The sequence below is a fragment of the Acinetobacter kanungonis genome, assembly GCF_009939195.1.
GTDB lineage: Bacteria > Pseudomonadota > Gammaproteobacteria > Pseudomonadales > Moraxellaceae > Acinetobacter > Acinetobacter kanungonis.
This window is the reverse complement of record NZ_JAACKC010000005.1, coordinates 65,968-82,938: the sequence shown is the minus strand read 5'-3', so window position 1 is coordinate 82,938 and position 16,971 is coordinate 65,968. Positions and strand designations below refer to the sequence as shown.

The window sequence follows — 16,971 nt, the reverse complement described above, 5'->3', positions numbered from 1 at the left end:
TCACTTTAAACTACAAAGTGATATTAAAACACGTTATGTAGCCGACTCATGCATGATGACGTTTAGAAATATTCAGCTTGGACTGAAAATTACTCAAATTATGCACAAACAGCAGATGTGGCTGAATCCGTTGAAACTTGTTGAGGATCAAACTGATCGGGATATTGAAGCAGATGAGCTAAGCCATTCTTTAATTGCATCAGTAATGCTTGTTGCTGTGGAATGCTGAGTAACATATTCTCCACCTCATTTTGCATCGCAAACATTACCTCATCTATAGCCATTTGATCATGCAAAATGGCATAGGCATAACCTAATACCGCACCAGCAATCAATTGATCATAGGCTTGTCCACTCAAGATTTGCTGCTGAATGGAAGATAAAACCCGCTCACCAGATTCCAATTTACGTAAAGGATCACGTGCTACACGCGAACAAGGGTCTTTAAATGCAAATTTACAGGATGCTATAAAACTCTGAGCCAAACGGTTTAAGTCTGCTTCCCGATGTGGGAGTTGCAGCAATAGACCTTGCTTCACTTGTGCCAAGAGTTGCTGACTAAACTGTTGTAGTTGCATATCTCCCATGGCAATACCAATCGTTTCATGTCCTAACAGGCTGGCATACCATGCCATCATGGCATGTGTACCGTTCCATAAGCGATTTTTGATCAGCTGAATTTCAGAAATATCATCCACCAAAATCATTTGTCGCATTTTACTCAGTAACGGACTTTGATTTTCCACATAAATCGGCATGTCTAATTCTGCATGGAACAAAATTAAATCCATGCTCTGTAAAATATGACTTGGCTGGAAATTACGGCGCAAATCTTCAATATACAAAGAGGCCTGATGTTCTTGGTTTGAATCTAACTGAATGTTTTCATCTAGATCAGCATTTTCAGTTTCAACTTCTTCTTGGAACTGTTTAAAAATATTGTATTTAATTTTAAGCTGACGATACAGATTTTTCTGACTCAGCTTCGACACCATACGGTTGACGACGGTATCGCAGAAATAATGCTGTTGCAGAATGTGTTCAGTAATCGCCACGCTGGTGAGTTCATTTAAGGCTTGTCGCAAATAATCTAGAAAGAGCTGTTTGGCATTGACCTTGTTCAGAATAATCAAAACAGTCAGGGGTTCTGTTGCTTGCCCTGCTTGATGTGTATGACGCTCATATAAACCTTTGGCAATCATCTTCACTTCATGCGCCAAAGCATTTTCAGGTAAACACACGGCGATAAGGCTGGATTCCACATACATGTCCGTCATTTGTGCGTCATCATCCGCATCAATCACGGTCATATTTTGGATGGATTCATCATAAGAGATTTGCCCATAACGGATGCAATAACCGCCAAAGGCATTGACCGCTTCACGAAACAAAGCATTACGTGTCGATGCCACAATGCGTTTAGGGCGCGTGTAGCCATCCCAGTGCGACAAAATTTGCGCCAAATAGCCACCACCTATTGCCCCAAAGCCATGAATCCCCACGGTCAGTTGATTCAGAGTTTGCGGAAAAGACTCTTGCAACTGTGGCAAATCCTGTTTTGCAGTGAAACCATCTAAATCTGCCAGACAGTCATACATACATTCATAGTAGTAATTGGCTTTGGCACGCATGTTGGCATTGGCAGGTTTAATGTCCTTGAATAAAACCGTTATACCTTTCGCTTCAAAGGCGGAAGTCACACCATTTTCAGAATCTTCAAACATTAAACAAGTTTCTGGATTTAAATTAAGCTTTTCCGCAGCGTTTAGAAAAATTTCTGGATGAGGTTTGCCTTTTTCAACTTCATCACCACAGACCACTACATCAAAGAACTTATATACATTGGCATTAATCAGATATTCTTCTGCAATGGCACGGCGACTAGACGTAGCGACCGCCATACGTAAACCTGACTTTCTTAAACGCTCAAGAACCTGAACCAAGCCTTTTTTAATGGGCACACCATAGCTGCGGACGGACTCTAACTCCAATTCATCAGCACGTTTGCGGATTTCAGCATAAGGAATATCTGCGCCATAGGTTTCCTGCGCCAAGGCATGTGCCGTTTTAGCACTTAATCCTAAACATGCCATTAAATAATCATTGGAAAAAGATTGTCCGATCAGTTCTTGAGATGCCTGTTTCAATGTTTGAAACCGAAGTCGCTCAGTATCAAACATTGTTCCATCCATATCAAAAATTGCACCCAAAATCACATCATCATGAAATTTCAGCATTTATGCTCCTCAAATTATTGTTATGTACAGCTTTTAGCCTAATCAAAAACACAATAGCTGAGTAAAAATGACACTATATGAAATAATTTTGATTAAATTTCACTCAAAAAAATCGACATTCTCTTATTTTTTGTTTCTTTTATTTAACACTAAGTAACTTTGTGTAAAGTTAGTATTGATCTCTTGATTTCTAAGACACTGATAATAAAAAACCTACTGCTATTGAGTAGGTTCAAAAATTGGCTCACAACAACTGATTAATTTTTCATTAAAAAGGTCAGTTCATAATCATCATGGGTGATTTTAACTCTTACGCCTCGATACGAACGCTTATCAGGATCTAATGCCGAGTTAATTACTTCATCTGCAAACTTTTGATCAATCATAAATTTTGCATAAAGCTTATAGCCGATACGAATTTTCTTAATTTTTTTACCTTTTGCTTCGTACTTATCTAGGGTTTGATCTAAAAATTCTAAATTCAAGTCACTCACGTGTTTATCCTCTATTGTTCTACTACTAAGCCTTGATTACTTGTACCTGAATTAAGTGTAAATAGCTAGCAATCTAAAATGAGAAGAAAAGTGAAATGATTAGAACAGCACTGAGGCATATCGCTGGTCGGAAGATGTAGATAGATCCCAAATCCATTAGGCATAAAAAAACCCAATCTAAGAAGACTGGGCTATAAAACTTGAATCTTTTTTCGTTGGTAGCGGGAGCTGGATTTGAACCAACGACCTTCGGGTTATGAGCCCGACGAGCTACCAGACTGCTCCATCCCGCATCAACGAGTTGACTTTATACGCCTAAATTCAAATTAAAGCAAACTTTATTTCAAATTCACCACCTAATTGTGTAAAAAATGACTAAATTATATAGAAAGTGTAGATTTTTACTCATTTTTCGATCAACCAAGAAAAAAGCCCGCATAACGCGAGCTTTTTGATTCAAGCAATCTAATCAGACTTAGATTACTGTAATGCCACTTGCTTGTGCACCTTTTTTCCCTGCAGTCACAGTGAATTGCACGCGCTGACCTTCTTGTAAAGTTTTAAAGCCATTGCTTTGGATTTCGCTGAAATGCGCGAATACGTCTTCACCATTGTCAGTTGCAATAAAACCAAAACCTTTAGTTTCGTTAAACCACTTTACAGTACCAGTCGTTAAATTTGACATAAGATATTTCCTATAGGATTGAGCTAAGAATAGAAAATAATTTATTACACATAAACCTTTGATAAAATGAAGGATGAAAATCAACAACACAATACAATCAGTAAACACAATAAAATTATTATTCTAGTGGCGTATATCATATACGCTTTATTCGGCAAATGATAGAAATTCTAACAATTAAGCTTATAAAGCTTGTGCATCCCTTTATAAAAGGATTTACCGTCGACATTCAGGATACAGGTCTCGCCAGACTCAAATTCAATTTGTTTGCCGACCTCAACCCAACTGACCCCAAATAAATTATTTTGCATTCGCTTTAAGGGAACAATTTTTACACGTATTTCATCGCCATTGATGGCTTTAGCTGTTGTCCAGCCATTTAAAAAATTCAAATTAATTACTCATATACTGAGCCTTTGCAAACAGAGAAGTATTTCATAAATAAGACCATAGGAGAGTTTAGGTTTATTCTATAAAGAGGCATTTTGCCTGAGAACTTATAATATTTACATCAGCAAATCATGTAGAAAAGTGGTACTAAAAAACTTAATACCAACTATCAATATATCCAAGCAGATCACACTTAGATGGCGCCATACTACGCGATCTTGACTTCACAAGCAAACCAGACAAAATTACTTATGGTTTTTCATCCACGACATCAGCGAATACGGCACCGAGTACTGCACTTAAATCTTGCGGTGACAAACCAATATCCAAACCACGCTTTCCACCACTGACATAGATTTTTGCCAAGGCTTGAGCGCTTTCATCAATCACGGTTTTCAGCCTTTTCTTTTGTCCAACCGGACTAATGCCACCGACCAGATAACCCGTTAGGCGTTCAGCATCTTTCGGATCTGCCATATGCAGTTTTTTAGCCCCTACCGCAGAAGCCACTTTCTTTAAGTTTAATAAATGATGAACGGGTAAAATCGCAACATAAAAATTCTTATCATCAGTTACAAGCAAGGTCTTAAACACTTCCTCAACTTTTAAATTCAGTTTTTCGGCAGCTTCGAGACCAAAACTTTTGGCATTCGCATCATGTTCATATTCATGAATGGAGTAATCAATTTTTTTGCTTTTTAATAATTTGCAGGCTGGCGTCATTTTGCGTCTACGATTGAAATAAACCGAATAATTATAGGCTTTTAAGAATAAAAATGTGAACTTAGCTTAGGCTATTGTGTTTTAAATAGGACATTGCTTGAATTGCGTCAACTGAAATGAGTACAATTTAGCCAGAACACGATACTTAATAATACCAATGCCCTCTATTTATCAACTGAAACCCGCATTTCAAAATTTATTGCGACCTTTGGTTCGTCGCCTTTATCAACATGGCATTAGTGCGAATCAAGTAACGCTATTTGCCATGTTCATCTCCCTACTTATTGCAGGGGCTTTAGTATATTTGTTTCACACACAGCCAACAGCACATGCCGCATATTTCCTGCTCATTCCTCTATGGATGTTGCTTCGCATGGCATTTAACGCGATTGATGGCATGTTAGCCCGTGAATTTCAGCAACAATCCAAGCTGGGTGCCTACCTGAATGAACTGTGTGATGTCATCTCCGATACGGCGCTTTATCTTTGCTTTATGGTGATGAGTTGTATCTCTGCACCCTTACTGTTCATGGTCGTATTCTTATCCATCTTGACTGAATATGCTGGGGTAATGGCGCCGATCGTGGGTCAAGAGCGTCGTTATGATGGACCAATGGGGAAAAGTGACCGTGCTTTCTGGTTTAGTCTGTTAGCTATCTTTTATGTATTAAGCCAATCTTTTTCAGAACATCTGACTTTTAAATTACAACAACTGATGAGCAATGGGCTTTTGGTAGTCATTTTGGTCTTGCTTTTTATCACCCTTTATAACCGTATTCGCAACGCAATCTAAACCATTTAAATAATTCTTCTTCAGGACTATAAAACATGCATTACAACAATAGTCAGCAATATTTTAGCAGCCATGATGGTACATCCCTGTTCTATCAGCACTGGGCTTCTGCACACAACCCTGAGAAAAAAGCGATTGTCATGTTTCACCGTGGACATGAGCACTCTGGGCGGATGGCACATTTAGTTGAAGAACTCAATCTTCCTGACTTTGACTTTTTTGCATGGGATGCCCGCGGTCACGGCGAATCTCCTGGTGAACGTGGCGATGCACCGAGTTTTTCTGCTTGTGTAAAAGATATTCAATCTTTCATTCAGCATATTGAAACCACCTATGCCATAGCCCCTGAGAATATTGCGATTATTGGGCAAAGCGTTGGTGCAGTATTGGCTGCAACATGGGTACACGACTATGCACCTAAAATTCGTGCCTTGTGCTTAGCTTCTCCTGCCTTTGATATTAAGTTATATGTGCCATTCGCCCGAAAGGGACTGACTGTACTGAATAAATTACGTGGTAATTTTTTCATTCAAAGTTATGTCAAAGCCAAAATGCTGACGCATGATGCTGAACGTGCAAAGCATTATGATCATGATCCGAAAATTGCCCGAGCCATTTCAGTACGCATGTTACTTGGGCTTTATGATGCAGCCGAACGTTTGGTTGCAGATGCGCAGAATATCTATGTCCCGACCCAAGTACTCTGTTCAGGTTCAGATTTTGTGGTTCAGCAAAAACCACAACGTGAATTCTATGAACGCTTGGCTCATCCCAACAAAGAATTTCATGTCCTCGAAGGTTTTTTTCACGACACTTTAGGTGAACAAAACCGAGACATTGCCGTGCAAAAAGTCAGACGTTTTATTCTGCAATGTTTTGCCGAACCTTATCACTCTCCAGCTGTTCTTCATGCCGATAAAATTGGTGCCAGTTGCTCTACAGCGGAACAGTTTAGCCAAGCCCTGCCCAGAACTTCCCTGAAACAGTTGTTTTGGAATCTAACCCAACGTCAGCTCAAATTCGGCAGTCTATTTTCTATCGGGCTGAAAATTGGCGAACAAACAGGTTATGACTCTGGCAGTACTTTAGACTTTGTTTATCGCAACCATCCTGAAAGTCAAAATGCCTTAGGGAAAGTGATTGATCAGCAATATTTAAATGCCATTGGCTGGAAAGGTATTCGCGTCCGCAAACAAAATATTGAAGCATTACTGGAAAAGTATGCCGCTTTATTAATCAAGAAACGCAAACCTGTGCGTATTCTAGATATTGCAGCCGGTCATGGGCGTTATATTCTCGATGCGGTTGCACAACTACCTAAACCACCTGAATCCATTCTGCTGCGTGACTATAGCGAACTGAATGTTGACGCTGGACAAGCCTTAATTCAGGAAAGAGGCTTAAGCCAAATTGCCAATTTTGTTCAAGCAGATGCGTTTGATACCGAATCATTGGCAAGTATTAAGCCGAAAGCCACTTTGGCCGTTGTTTCAGGTTTGTATGAGCTATTCAGTGACAACGATCTATTACGTCAATCTCTGACGGGGCTGAATAAAGCCATGTTAAAAGATGGCTATCTAATTTATACAGGACAGATCTGGCATCCGCAGCAGGAATTTATTGCCCGTGCGCTCACGTCGCATCGTGAAGGTGAAGCATGGGTCATGCGTCTGCGCTCGCAAGCAGAAATGGATGCGTTAGTCGAACAAGCTGGCTTTAAGAAAATTGACCAATGTATAGATGAATTTGGCATTTTCACAGTTTCAGTTGCACAAAAAATCGAGTCCTAAGCCTCCATGCAGACATTCACACATCAGGCAGGCACATGGAAATGGGGTGTTCTCTGCCTGCTCTTTCTTGCCCCATTCTTCTTTCTGAGTTATGGCTTTGCCAATCATTATGCTGCCGGCCTCAGTGATGTCCCAAGTATTGTATTCGCTTGGGAAAAATATATTCCTTTATGGCCTTGGACGATTGTTCCTTATTGGTCAATAGACTTGTTTTATGGTCTGTCTTTGCTACTGTGCTGGAATAAATTTGAACTCAAGCAGCATGTCCTACGTTTATTCAGCGCACAACTCATTTCGATTAGCTGTTTTTTGTTATTTCCACTGAAATTCAGTTTTGAGCGCCCAGAGTTACACGGCTTCTTTGGTCTTTGGTTTGATATTCTGATGGGTTTTGACAAACCTTTTAATCAAGCGCCATCCTTACATATTGTGTTGCTCATAATCCTGTGGGATTTCTACCGCCGTCATGTAGCTTCGGCTTATCGCTGGGTCGTACACTTGTGGAGTTTCCTGATTGGTGTATCCGTTCTCACCACTTGGCAGCACCATTTTATCGATATCCCGACAGGAATATGGGTCGGTGCCTTATGTTTATGGCTATTTCCTCTACATACCATATCGCCATTACATGCTGAGAAAGTACAACAACGCACACTCCGACATTTTAAATTTGCCTGTTATTATCTGATCGTGGCCATGCCTTTAGCATTTTTGGCACTTTATCTACAAGGCTGGGCACTTTGGTTGGCTTATCCAGCCAGTAGTTTCTTCTTGGTGGCTTGCGCATACGCACTGAATCGTCCACATTTTTTCCAAAAACAAGCAGATGGCAGCATGAGCATTGCCGCATGGATTCTGTTTGCCCCTTATTTGTGCCTAGCTAAACTAAATAGTCGCCTCTGGACCAGATCACATACTGAAGATTCATTGATTTTAAATCATAACAACACCAAAATTTATCTAGGACGAATTCCATCTCATCAACATGCAAAATCATATACAGGCTTATTGGATTGTTGTGCTGAACTTCCACTGAAACAACAGCAAAACTATCAACAATATTTAAGTCTGGATTTAATCCCTGTTCAACCCGAGCAATTACATTTGGCTGTGCAGGCATTTAACCAATTGATGTCACAACGGCAAAGTTCTAACAGTGTTTTGATTTTTTGTGCCTTAGGTTATTCACGCAGTAGCAGTGTCCTTGCAGCTTGGCTTATTCAAACCAATCAGGTAGACAATGTTGAAGCTGCCATTCATATCATCCGCAAAGCACGTCCGTGGATTGTCCTGAGCGCCAAACAACTGGGCTATATTGATACCTACCAGAAAGAATATCTAAAACAGCAGGTGAAGACATGAAATTACTGATTGTCGCCAAGCTTCTAGAAAGTACTGAAGGTATAAGAAATTCGGGCTACGTCGCTTTTAGCTTGTCTGTTTTGGCGTATTTTTTTTATGCTTGGCAATCCATTGTTATTTATCTTTCACTGATTGTTATTTTTAGTTTATGCCTATTACAACACTATCTCAGTATTCGGATTCAATTTGATGCCGAACTGCTAAAGTTAATTGGTACAACATTTGAAACTAGCGATACGAAAAAGGATGTGACACAACAAACCGCCGAACTAGATCGTGGTTTACTCGAATTAGGATTCATTCCTGCAGACAAGACTCAGCGTAGTTGGGACATCCGTATTCAAGGCTGTATGCGCTTATTTAAGCTGCATGTAGCTGTAGTCTTATGCCAATATATCGTTTTAATATCGCTCATGATATTTTTATTGAAACAATAATAAAATTCGGTGACTTTATGCAAAGCACAAATTCCTCCCAAGCTGAAACCGTACATAAAGCACATTTCTTTACTCAGGCTTTGGCACGCTTTATTGCCTTTCTCACCCGTCGCAGCGCACGACTTTTAACGGGTGCCCGTAGCTTATGGGTTGGCTGTAAACCTGCCACCAAGCAGCGAATTTACTATGCCAATCACAATAGCCATATCGACTTTATTTTATTGTGGTCTTCCTTACCAACGCCTGTACGCCGTAAAACGCGACCTGTCGCTGCATCAGATTATTGGCAAAAAGATGGATTCCGTCGCTTTCTGATATACGATACCTTTACAGGGGTGACCATTCAAAGAAGCCATGATGGTCTGTCCGATCCACTCGAACCGATCAAAACCGTCCTTCAGCAAGGTGATTCCATTATCTTTTTCCCTGAAGGTACACGCAATTTAAATGACGATGCCGAGCTACTTCCTTTTAAAAGTGGGCTCTATCATTTAAGTCAGCAATTCCCTGAAGTGGAAGTGATTCCAGTTTGGATTTCAAATCTTAAACGGGTCATGCCTAAAGGTGCTTTAGTCCCACTACCATTGTTATCGACCGTGATTTTTGGTGCTCCCTTAATCATCACTCCAGATACCAATAAAGCGGACTTCCTCAAACAAGCACAGCAGGCACTTTTAGAGCTAAAAGAGGTTGAATTCCAATGACCGTCTCTAATTTACAGCAGACCTATTTACTGTTTGCTATTTTTACTGGCATTTTGATCTTTGCCTCGACAGTCGGCTGGATATTAAAACAACGGGCTGGACAACAGGCTGCTCCTGTCATTGATAATCTCAATGCGCGGATCAATGCATGGTGGGTGATGTTGATTGTACTGGCCACCGCAATCTTGCTGGGCAAAGTCACCTTCATCCTGTTATTTGCCCTCATTTCACTTTTTGCCTTAAGAGAATTTATTAGCTTACTGCCGACGCGCCGTGGCGATTATTTTCCTTTACTCATCGCCTTTTACTTTGTAATTCCCTATCAGTATTACTTGGTCTATATCGATTGGTACGGCTTATATTCGATTTTCATTCCCTTGTATGTGTTTCTGTTAATTCCAATTGCCAGTTTAAAACAAGAAGATACCACTCACTTTTTAGAACGTAGCGCCAAAATCCAATGGGGTTTAATGGTCTGCGTATTCTGTATTTCGCATGTGCCTGCTTTAATCAATTTAAAATTACCCGGTTTTCAAGGCGAAAAAATTTGGTTGGCCATCTGGCTGATTATTGTGGTGCAAGCTTCCGATGTGTTGCAGTACGTCTGCGGGAAACTCTTCGGAAAGCATAAAGTTGCTCCCATTCTTTCTCCGTCAAAAACCATTGAAGGCCTTTTGGGTGGTATCGTTCTGGCAACAGGTCTCGGCATGCTTATGAAATGGTTAACCCCATTTAGCTACTGGCAAGCAGCGCTCATTGGTTTAATTGTATGTGTCTTTGGTTTTTTTGGCGGACTGGTTATGTCTGCCATTAAAAGAGATCGTGGCGTAAAAGACTGGGGACAATTGATTCATGGACATGGCGGTATGCTCGATCGTATCGATTCCATCTGTTTTTCCGCACCCATTTTCTTTCATATTCTACGTTATTGGTGGAGTTAAGACGAAGATTCCTAACCCGCACAGCATAAACCCTAGTTTTTAAACTAGGGTTTATTTTGCTTGATGAAACATGCGCTGCTTACCAAATTGTTAATGCATCATTTGCCCAAAGGCATAAATTACAACCATCAACATCAATACCGACGATGACGTTATTAATAATTCTAAAGCTTTCATACCCCACCTCCATTTCTTGAGAGGTAGTTATATTTAGACATGTTTAAACTACATTTACAACCCAAAAATGTGACAAATTTTGACATTTATAGACACAAATGAAACATTATTAACCAAACCATACATTCTCAACGTGGTTAAAGAGACTTAGTGTTGAGTAATCAATTCATAAACAGAAGATGCAACATATTCAGTTAAAATCTGCAAACGCTGTTCGGGTGTACCTTCAATCACATAATGAAAATCGTAATATGTTTCTCGAAACAGCATGCAGATATAAAACGTACCTTCAGGCTTTTCAGCTGTCGCACTTCCCCCAGGTTTTAATAGCCCTGTACAGGCGACAATGACATCCGCAGCTACAAAAAATTTTGCGCCTGCTTCCGCCAAGGCATGAGTGACTTCGGCAGATTCAGCCGAATAACGCTCAATTAATTCAGGACAAATATGTAATACCTGAACTTTAATGCTCGGGTCATAGCACACCAGACTACCGAGTAAAATGTCTGCACCACTATGTTTATGAATCGAAAATTGACTACACAAATACCCTGAACTGGCACTTTCAATAAAGGCAATGGTCAGTTGCCGCCGCTCTAATTCATCACAACATTGCTTCAGCATCAAATTTCCCCAAAAGTTTCAAATTGAATATAAAAGTGCTATTTGTCCAATTCGTAGTCAAACCATAAGCATAACGGTTTATTCCCCCGTTAAAAACTGATACAACTAAAAATAAAGCATGGATATAAAGGCAGAGATTACAATGAAAACGACCGTCAAATATGTGGTTTTAAAAAGTAAAGATTATCAACTTGGTACGCCACTGTTTGAAGAAGAGCTTGATGTAGATGGTCAATATTTTGATCAGATTCCTCTCGTTGTTCATTTCCAAAATCGTGATTTCAAAGTCAAAAGTAAAGAAATGCAGCGCAAGCAAATTCAAGACGACTTTGAAGAAAGCCAAACCATTTTGGTCAAAGTTATCGCGCTGGATGCTTAATCAATATCGATGAGATCTAATGGACATGGAGAAGAATTTCTCCATGTTGCTGTAATACAAAATCCAACACAGATTTTTATTATGCCAACAATATCACTCATTTAATCATCTATACCCCTCATTAACTTCAATAAATGCAGCACATAACACGAGAAATACATATAAATCCTAGGGATTAAGAAATCTTGCGCAAACTTTTGCTATAATTTCAAGTAAATTGTAAGAGCTTCTTTTTTCCGATTATGCATGATCTAGCTGATTTAGAACCACTCGCACGTGATGTTCCTCAGACCAAACGCGGTCATGAGCGATGTCATGCACTCTTAATAAGTGCAAATGAGTTGTTTTTGCAGCATGGCTATGATGCGGTTTCGCTTGATGATATTGTCAATCATGCGGGTGGCTCGAAAGCATCTATCTATAAATATTTCGGCAACAAGGAAGGTCTCTTTACTGCCATTTGTGACTTTCGCCGTGAGCAATTTTTTAAAGATATCTGTACACCGTTTGATTTTACCAAGCACGATTTACGCAGTTATCTGATTCAAACCTTATTAAACCTTCAATTGCATTTGGTCTTACCTGAGAATGCCTCATTCTTCCGCCTAATTATGGAACAAACCCAGCGCAGCACTCAGTTGGCGCAACATATCCATGAGCAAGGTCCAAAACACATCCAGACCATCATTGCCAACATTCTAGCCAAAGCAGACGAGCTGGGGTTAATTACCTGTACAGAGCCAAACTACTCGGCACAATTATTCTTTGGCATCGTTAGAAATTTGGAATGGCAAGTACTCATGAACATCTATGTTCAAGAAAATGAGCAAGAAAACTTAAAATATATTCATTATTGTGTTGATCGCTTCTTAGACGGTCATCAAAAAGCCTAGATTTTTTGCATTTCCTAACATTTATAGTATATAACTGTTAGTCTTTTCTTTTAACCAACCAACAACTAATTGTTGTGCTTAAAGACAGCAATTATTGTGGAGTAACCATGGCTCTACGTCACTTTCTCACTTTACGCGATTTATCGACTTTAGAACTCAACCAAATTTTGCAACGTGCAATCGAACTTAAACGAAAGCAACACAACAATGAAGTTTTTCAACCTTTTGTTGGCAAAGTCATGGGCATGATTTTTGAAAAATCGAGCACCCGAACACGCGTTTCGTTTGAAGCTGGTATGAGCCAATTTGGTGGTAGCGCCATTTTCTTGTCTCCGCGTGATACTCAGCTAGGTCGTGGTGAACCTATTGAAGATTCAGCCCGCGTCATTTCAAGTATGTTGGATATTGTCATGATCCGTACTTTTGGACATGACATTGTAGAACGCTTTGCTTCTTATTCAAAAGTACCTGTTATCAATGCCTTGACCGATGATCACCATCCATGTCAATTATTGGCAGATATGCAAACTTTCCTTGAACACCGTGGTCCAATTGAGGGCAAAACTGTGGCTTGGATTGGTGATGGCAACAATATGTGTAATTCATATATTGAAGCAGCACACATGTGGGGCTTTAAATTAAAGATTGCAGCGCCTAAAGGTTATGAACCACAAGAGAAATTCTTGTCTGAATTTGCACACTGTGTGGAGTTAGTCGATTCAGCAGAAGATGCTGCTGTAAATGCAGACCTGATCGTGACCGATGTTTGGGCCAGCATGGGACAAGAAGAAGAACAGAAAATCCGTGAGCAAGCTTTTGCAGATTATCAAGTCAATGAACGCTTAATGAATCTTGCGCATCCAGATTGTTTATTTATGCACTGCTTACCTGCACACCGCGGTGAAGAAATTTCAGAAACCATGTTGGATCACATGAATGCAGTAGTTTGGGATGAAGCTGAAAATCGCTTACATGCACAAAAAGCATTGGTTGAATTCCTCATCAATGAAAATCTAAAAAATGATTAGAAATTAGTCTTAAAAAAGCACCTTAGGGTGCTTTTTTAATAGTTGCGACGATATAATCAAAAACATAAGCTCAATAAGTGATTTCAACACATGCAATTAAAAAAGATAATTTTAGGTGTATGCACCTGTTCGCTCACCACACTTGCAATTGCCCAACCTACCGAGTTAGATCAATATCTATTAAAGAAAAAAATAGTCGATCAAAATTACAGTATTAAAAATACCACTGCGCTGAATGAAATTCTGGATTACATCAGTGATGAAGATTCACGTACCATGCCTTACCAGCTGGATCAAAACATCGTGATCGAAAAAATGCGTTTATATGCAGATCACGTTGAGATTTCAGGCTTAATTACTTCGCCTGATTTCAAACAGTTTGCTCAAGATATTGGTGATCGCCAAGTACATGAAATGATGAAAAAAAACTTGGTACATAGTTGTCCTAAATTTTTTGAACATCAATTTCAGCGAGTCAATCCTTATCAGGTTAAAATCAAACTGACAGCAGAACAGAAAAATTATGACCTTAGCCTAAAAAACTCAGACTGCAATTTTGAATAAAATAGTTTGATCTTTTAACGAATAAGCCCTTGGGGTTGCAGAATAATTACTGCAGCTCCAAGCAATACGATCGCACCACCAAGCATATCCCATCTTGAAAGCATGATTTGATCGACATAGCGTAGCCACATCAGTGCGGTAAAAATATAAATTCCCCCATAAGCTGCATAGATGCGTCCTGAAGCAGCGGGATGTAAAGTCAATAACCACACGAAAATAGCCAAACTCAGTGCAGTCGGTATCCACAACCAATAAGAACGCCCTTGATTTAAAATTAAATACGGAAAATAGCAACCCAGAATCTCTGCGATGGCTGTCAGTAGAAATAAGAAAAAAGTAGTAAAAACTTTGAGTAAAGGGATATCCATAGAGAGATTAGTCACTGCGACAAAATTGATATAAAGATTTAAAAGTAATAAGCAAAAAATAACCCGTGTAAACACGGGTTATTAATGAAACCTAAACTTAAGCAGGTTCAGCAGTTTGGTCTTCGAACACTTCAAGTTTCAAGCCAACGGCTTCGCCATTTTCCATTTTCACAGAAACTGCAACATTGCCGCCATGTTCCGCCAACTCACCAAACAGAATCATTTCAGCAAGTGGTTTCTTCAAGTGTTCTTGAATCAATCTTTGCATTGGACGAGCACCCATGAGGCGATCATAACCATGCTCTGCCATCCACTCACGTGCGCTTTGGTCTACTTCAAGAATCACTTTCTTGTCATCAAGTTGCGCTTGTAGCTCGGTTAGGAACTTGTCCACCACACTTTCAATCACAGTTGTAGGCAGTGCTTTGAATTGAATCACACCATCCAGACGGTTACGGAATTCTGGCGAGAACGCTCGTTTCATGGCTTCCTGATTGTCGCGGCTATTGTCTTGTTCCATAAAGCCAATGCTGACACGGGAAATACTTTCCGCACCAATATTGGTAGTCAGAACCAAAATCACATTACGGAAATCAGATTTACGACCATTATTATCAGTTAACGAACCATGATCCATAATTTGCAATAACAAGTTAAAGACATCTGGATGCGCTTTTTCAATTTCATCCAACAACAATACGCAATGTGGATTTTTATGGATAGCGTCTGTTAACAAGCCACCTTGGTCGAAACCAACATAACCAGGAGGTGCACCAATTAAACGTGAAACTGCATGGCGTTCCATATATTCAGACATATCGAAACGAACCAATTCCACGCCTAACAGTTTTGCCAACTGTTTAGTTACTTCTGTTTTACCGACCCCCGTAGGACCCGCAAATACAAAGCTACCAACTGGCTTATCTGGCGATTTTAAGCCTGCACGCGATAGCTTGATGGCAGATGCCAAAGCTTCAATCGCTTCATCTTGACCGAACACCACGCGTTTTAAATCGCGTTCAAGGTTTTCGAGTACCGTTTTATCATCTTTCGATACGGTTTTCGGCGGAATGCGAGCAATCTTGGAAACAATATCTTCGATATTTTCAACAGTAATCAAGCTTTCATCTTGTTCCGCTTTCAAACGACGCTGTGCACCTGCTTCATCAATGACATCAATCGCTTTGTCTGGTAAGAAACGATCATTGATAAATTTCGCAGACAGTTCAACCGCTGACACCAACGCCTTATCGTCATATTTCACATGATGGAAATCTTCAAATTTAGATTTTAAACCACGTAAAATATCAATCGTTTCAGAGATGGATGGTTCATTCACATCAATTTTTTGGAAACGGCGGGAAAGCGCATGATCTTTCTCAAACACTTGACGATATTCTTGGAACGTTGTTGAACCAATGCAGCGTAAAGTGCCGTTTGCCAAAGCAGGTTTAATTAAGTTTGATGCATCCATGGTACTGCCCATACTTGAACCAGCACCAATAATCATATGAATTTCATCAATAAATAACACAGCTTCTGGTTTTTTCTTCAACGCATTTAACAATTGTTTTAAACGCTTTTCAAAATCACCACGGTATTTGGTTCCTGCAACCAATGCACCGATGTCTAGACTGAAAATTTCTGCATTTGCGAGTGGTTTTGGCGCCTTGCCATTGACAATCAACCAAGCCAAACCTTCTGCAATCGATGTTTTACCCACACCTGGGTCACCCACCAATAATGGGTTATTTTTACGGCGACGACATAAAATTTGTGCCGCACGCTCAATTTCCTTTTCACGACCAATCAGCGGATCTGTTTTGCCTTTTTGTGCCTCGTGGTTCAGGTTCGTTGTATAAAGCTCTAGAGGACCTGCATTTGCAGATGAGGTCGATTCACCATCTAACTCCTCAGCTTCTTCTTCAACTTGCACTTCATCTTTACGCGTACCATGAGACAGGTATTGCGTTAAGGTCAAACGGTTAATCTGATGACGTTTTAATAAATAAACTGCAAATGAATCTCGCTCGGAGTACATTGCAACTAAAATGTCAGCCCCCTCTACAGTACGGTCACCACCACTCGATTGAACATGGAAAATGGCACGTTGCAGAATACGATCAAAGCTTTCGGTTGGATGAGGTGCTTGATCGCTATTTTCACCAAGTTTGGGAGTATGTTGTTCTACGTATTCTTCTAATTCTTTACGTAAGACGATGATATCTGCACCGCATGCTTTAAGCGCATTCACGGCAGAGTCATTATCCAGTAATGCCAATAACAAATGTTCTACTGTTAGGAACTCATGTCTCTTTTGACGAGCCATGCTAACAGCCAAACGTAATGATACTTCTAATTGACGACTGAGCATGTAACCCC

The 16,971-nt window shown here is 40.0% G+C and carries 18 protein-coding genes and 1 tRNA gene; 10 read left to right on the top strand and 9 right to left on the bottom strand.

The genetic code is table 11. The annotated features are described in order from the left end of the window. Nucleotides 1-98: 98 nt before the first annotated feature. The 6 genes from mtlD to ybaK all read right to left on the bottom strand — a co-directional run bounded on the left by mtlD (nt 99) and on the right by ybaK (nt 4,529). Nucleotides 99-2,237, bottom strand: a complete 2,139-nt coding sequence (gene mtlD / locus GWK51_RS11265) for a bifunctional mannitol-1-phosphate dehydrogenase/phosphatase (protein WP_161933770.1) — start codon at nt 2,235-2,237, stop codon at nt 99-101. A gap of 257 nt (nt 2,238-2,494) precedes the next feature. Continuing rightward, entirely contained in the window at nt 2,495-2,731 is a 237-nt protein-coding gene (locus tag GWK51_RS11260) for a hypothetical protein (protein WP_100240737.1), read from the bottom strand. A 216-nt stretch (nt 2,732-2,947) separates the two neighbouring features. Next, nucleotides 2,948-3,024, bottom strand: a tRNA-Met gene (locus GWK51_RS11255). A gap of 182 nt (nt 3,025-3,206) precedes the next feature. After that, nucleotides 3,207-3,416 (bottom strand): cold-shock protein, encoded by a 210-nt coding sequence (locus GWK51_RS11250; RefSeq protein ID WP_100240736.1) that lies wholly within the window; start codon nt 3,414-3,416, stop codon nt 3,207-3,209. A gap of 170 nt (nt 3,417-3,586) precedes the next feature. Then, nucleotides 3,587-3,808 (bottom strand): transposase, encoded by a 222-nt coding sequence (locus GWK51_RS11245; RefSeq protein ID WP_161933769.1) that lies wholly within the window; start codon nt 3,806-3,808, stop codon nt 3,587-3,589. A gap of 247 nt (nt 3,809-4,055) precedes the next feature. Continuing rightward, nucleotides 4,056-4,529, bottom strand: coding sequence for a Cys-tRNA(Pro) deacylase (ybaK, locus tag GWK51_RS11240; RefSeq protein WP_161933768.1), 474 nt, complete (start codon nt 4,527-4,529; stop codon nt 4,056-4,058). 157 nt (nt 4,530-4,686) lie between these two features. On the opposite strand from ybaK, the gene GWK51_RS11235 reads away from it, so the two are divergent. The 6 genes from GWK51_RS11235 to GWK51_RS11210 are packed head-to-tail and all read left to right on the top strand — an operon-like array spanning nt 4,687 to nt 10,556. Further along, nucleotides 4,687-5,322, top strand: a complete 636-nt coding sequence (locus GWK51_RS11235) for a CDP-alcohol phosphatidyltransferase family protein (RefSeq protein ID WP_161933767.1) — start codon at nt 4,687-4,689, stop codon at nt 5,320-5,322. Nucleotides 5,323-5,357: 35 nt separating this feature from the next. After that, nucleotides 5,358-7,112: a bifunctional alpha/beta hydrolase/class I SAM-dependent methyltransferase gene (locus GWK51_RS11230; protein WP_161933766.1), complete on the top strand. Its 1,755-nt coding sequence runs from the start codon at nt 5,358-5,360 to the stop codon at nt 7,110-7,112. 6 nt (nt 7,113-7,118) lie between these two features. Next, nucleotides 7,119-8,474: a phosphatase PAP2/dual specificity phosphatase family protein gene (locus tag GWK51_RS11225; RefSeq protein WP_161933765.1), complete on the top strand. Its 1,356-nt coding sequence runs from the start codon at nt 7,119-7,121 to the stop codon at nt 8,472-8,474. After that, nucleotides 8,471-8,911, top strand: coding sequence for a hypothetical protein (locus tag GWK51_RS11220; protein WP_161933764.1), 441 nt, complete (start codon nt 8,471-8,473; stop codon nt 8,909-8,911). The genes GWK51_RS11225 and GWK51_RS11220 overlap by 4 nt, the downstream gene beginning before the upstream one ends. Before the next feature lie 17 nt (nt 8,912-8,928). Further along, a complete protein-coding gene (locus GWK51_RS11215; protein ID WP_161933763.1) occupies nt 8,929-9,615 on the top strand; it encodes a lysophospholipid acyltransferase family protein in 687 nt (228 codons plus the stop codon). Continuing rightward, nucleotides 9,612-10,556 carry a phosphatidate cytidylyltransferase gene (locus GWK51_RS11210; protein WP_142768827.1) on the top strand — a complete coding sequence of 315 codons (945 nt, stop codon included), beginning with the start codon at nt 9,612-9,614 and terminating at the stop codon, nt 10,554-10,556. The genes GWK51_RS11215 and GWK51_RS11210 overlap by 4 nt, the downstream gene beginning before the upstream one ends. Nucleotides 10,557-10,880: 324 nt before the next feature. On the opposite strand, the gene GWK51_RS11205 is transcribed toward GWK51_RS11210, so the two are convergent. Further along, nucleotides 10,881-11,357: a CinA family protein gene (locus tag GWK51_RS11205; protein WP_161933762.1), complete on the bottom strand. Its 477-nt coding sequence runs from the start codon at nt 11,355-11,357 to the stop codon at nt 10,881-10,883. A gap of 142 nt (nt 11,358-11,499) precedes the next feature. Here GWK51_RS11205 and GWK51_RS11200 point away from each other — a divergent pair, with 142 nt between their 5' ends. The 4 genes from GWK51_RS11200 (at nt 11,500) to GWK51_RS11185 (ending at nt 14,221) form a co-directional block, all read left to right on the top strand. After that, nucleotides 11,500-11,736 carry a hypothetical protein gene (locus GWK51_RS11200; protein WP_161933761.1) on the top strand — a complete coding sequence of 79 codons (237 nt, stop codon included), beginning with the start codon at nt 11,500-11,502 and terminating at the stop codon, nt 11,734-11,736. Nucleotides 11,737-11,978: 242 nt separating this feature from the next. Then, on the top strand, nt 11,979-12,629 hold the full coding sequence (locus GWK51_RS11195) for a TetR/AcrR family transcriptional regulator (RefSeq protein WP_100240725.1): 651 nt from the start codon (nt 11,979-11,981) through the stop codon (nt 12,627-12,629). Between the two features lie 107 nt (nt 12,630-12,736). After that, entirely contained in the window at nt 12,737-13,657 is a 921-nt protein-coding gene (argF, locus tag GWK51_RS11190) for an ornithine carbamoyltransferase (RefSeq protein WP_161933760.1), read from the top strand. 90 nt (nt 13,658-13,747) lie between these two features. Next, entirely contained in the window at nt 13,748-14,221 is a 474-nt protein-coding gene (locus GWK51_RS11185; RefSeq protein WP_161933759.1) for a hypothetical protein, read from the top strand. A gap of 14 nt (nt 14,222-14,235) precedes the next feature. Here the strand turns inward: GWK51_RS11185 and GWK51_RS11180 are convergent, their stop codons facing one another. Next, on the bottom strand, nt 14,236-14,589 hold the full coding sequence (locus tag GWK51_RS11180) for a YnfA family protein (protein WP_142768830.1): 354 nt from the start codon (nt 14,587-14,589) through the stop codon (nt 14,236-14,238). Between the two features lie 97 nt (nt 14,590-14,686). Then, nucleotides 14,687-16,963 carry an ATP-dependent Clp protease ATP-binding subunit ClpA gene (clpA, locus tag GWK51_RS11175; RefSeq protein WP_100240721.1) on the bottom strand — a complete coding sequence of 759 codons (2,277 nt, stop codon included), beginning with the start codon at nt 16,961-16,963 and terminating at the stop codon, nt 14,687-14,689. Between the last annotated feature and the right edge of the window lie 8 nt (nt 16,964-16,971).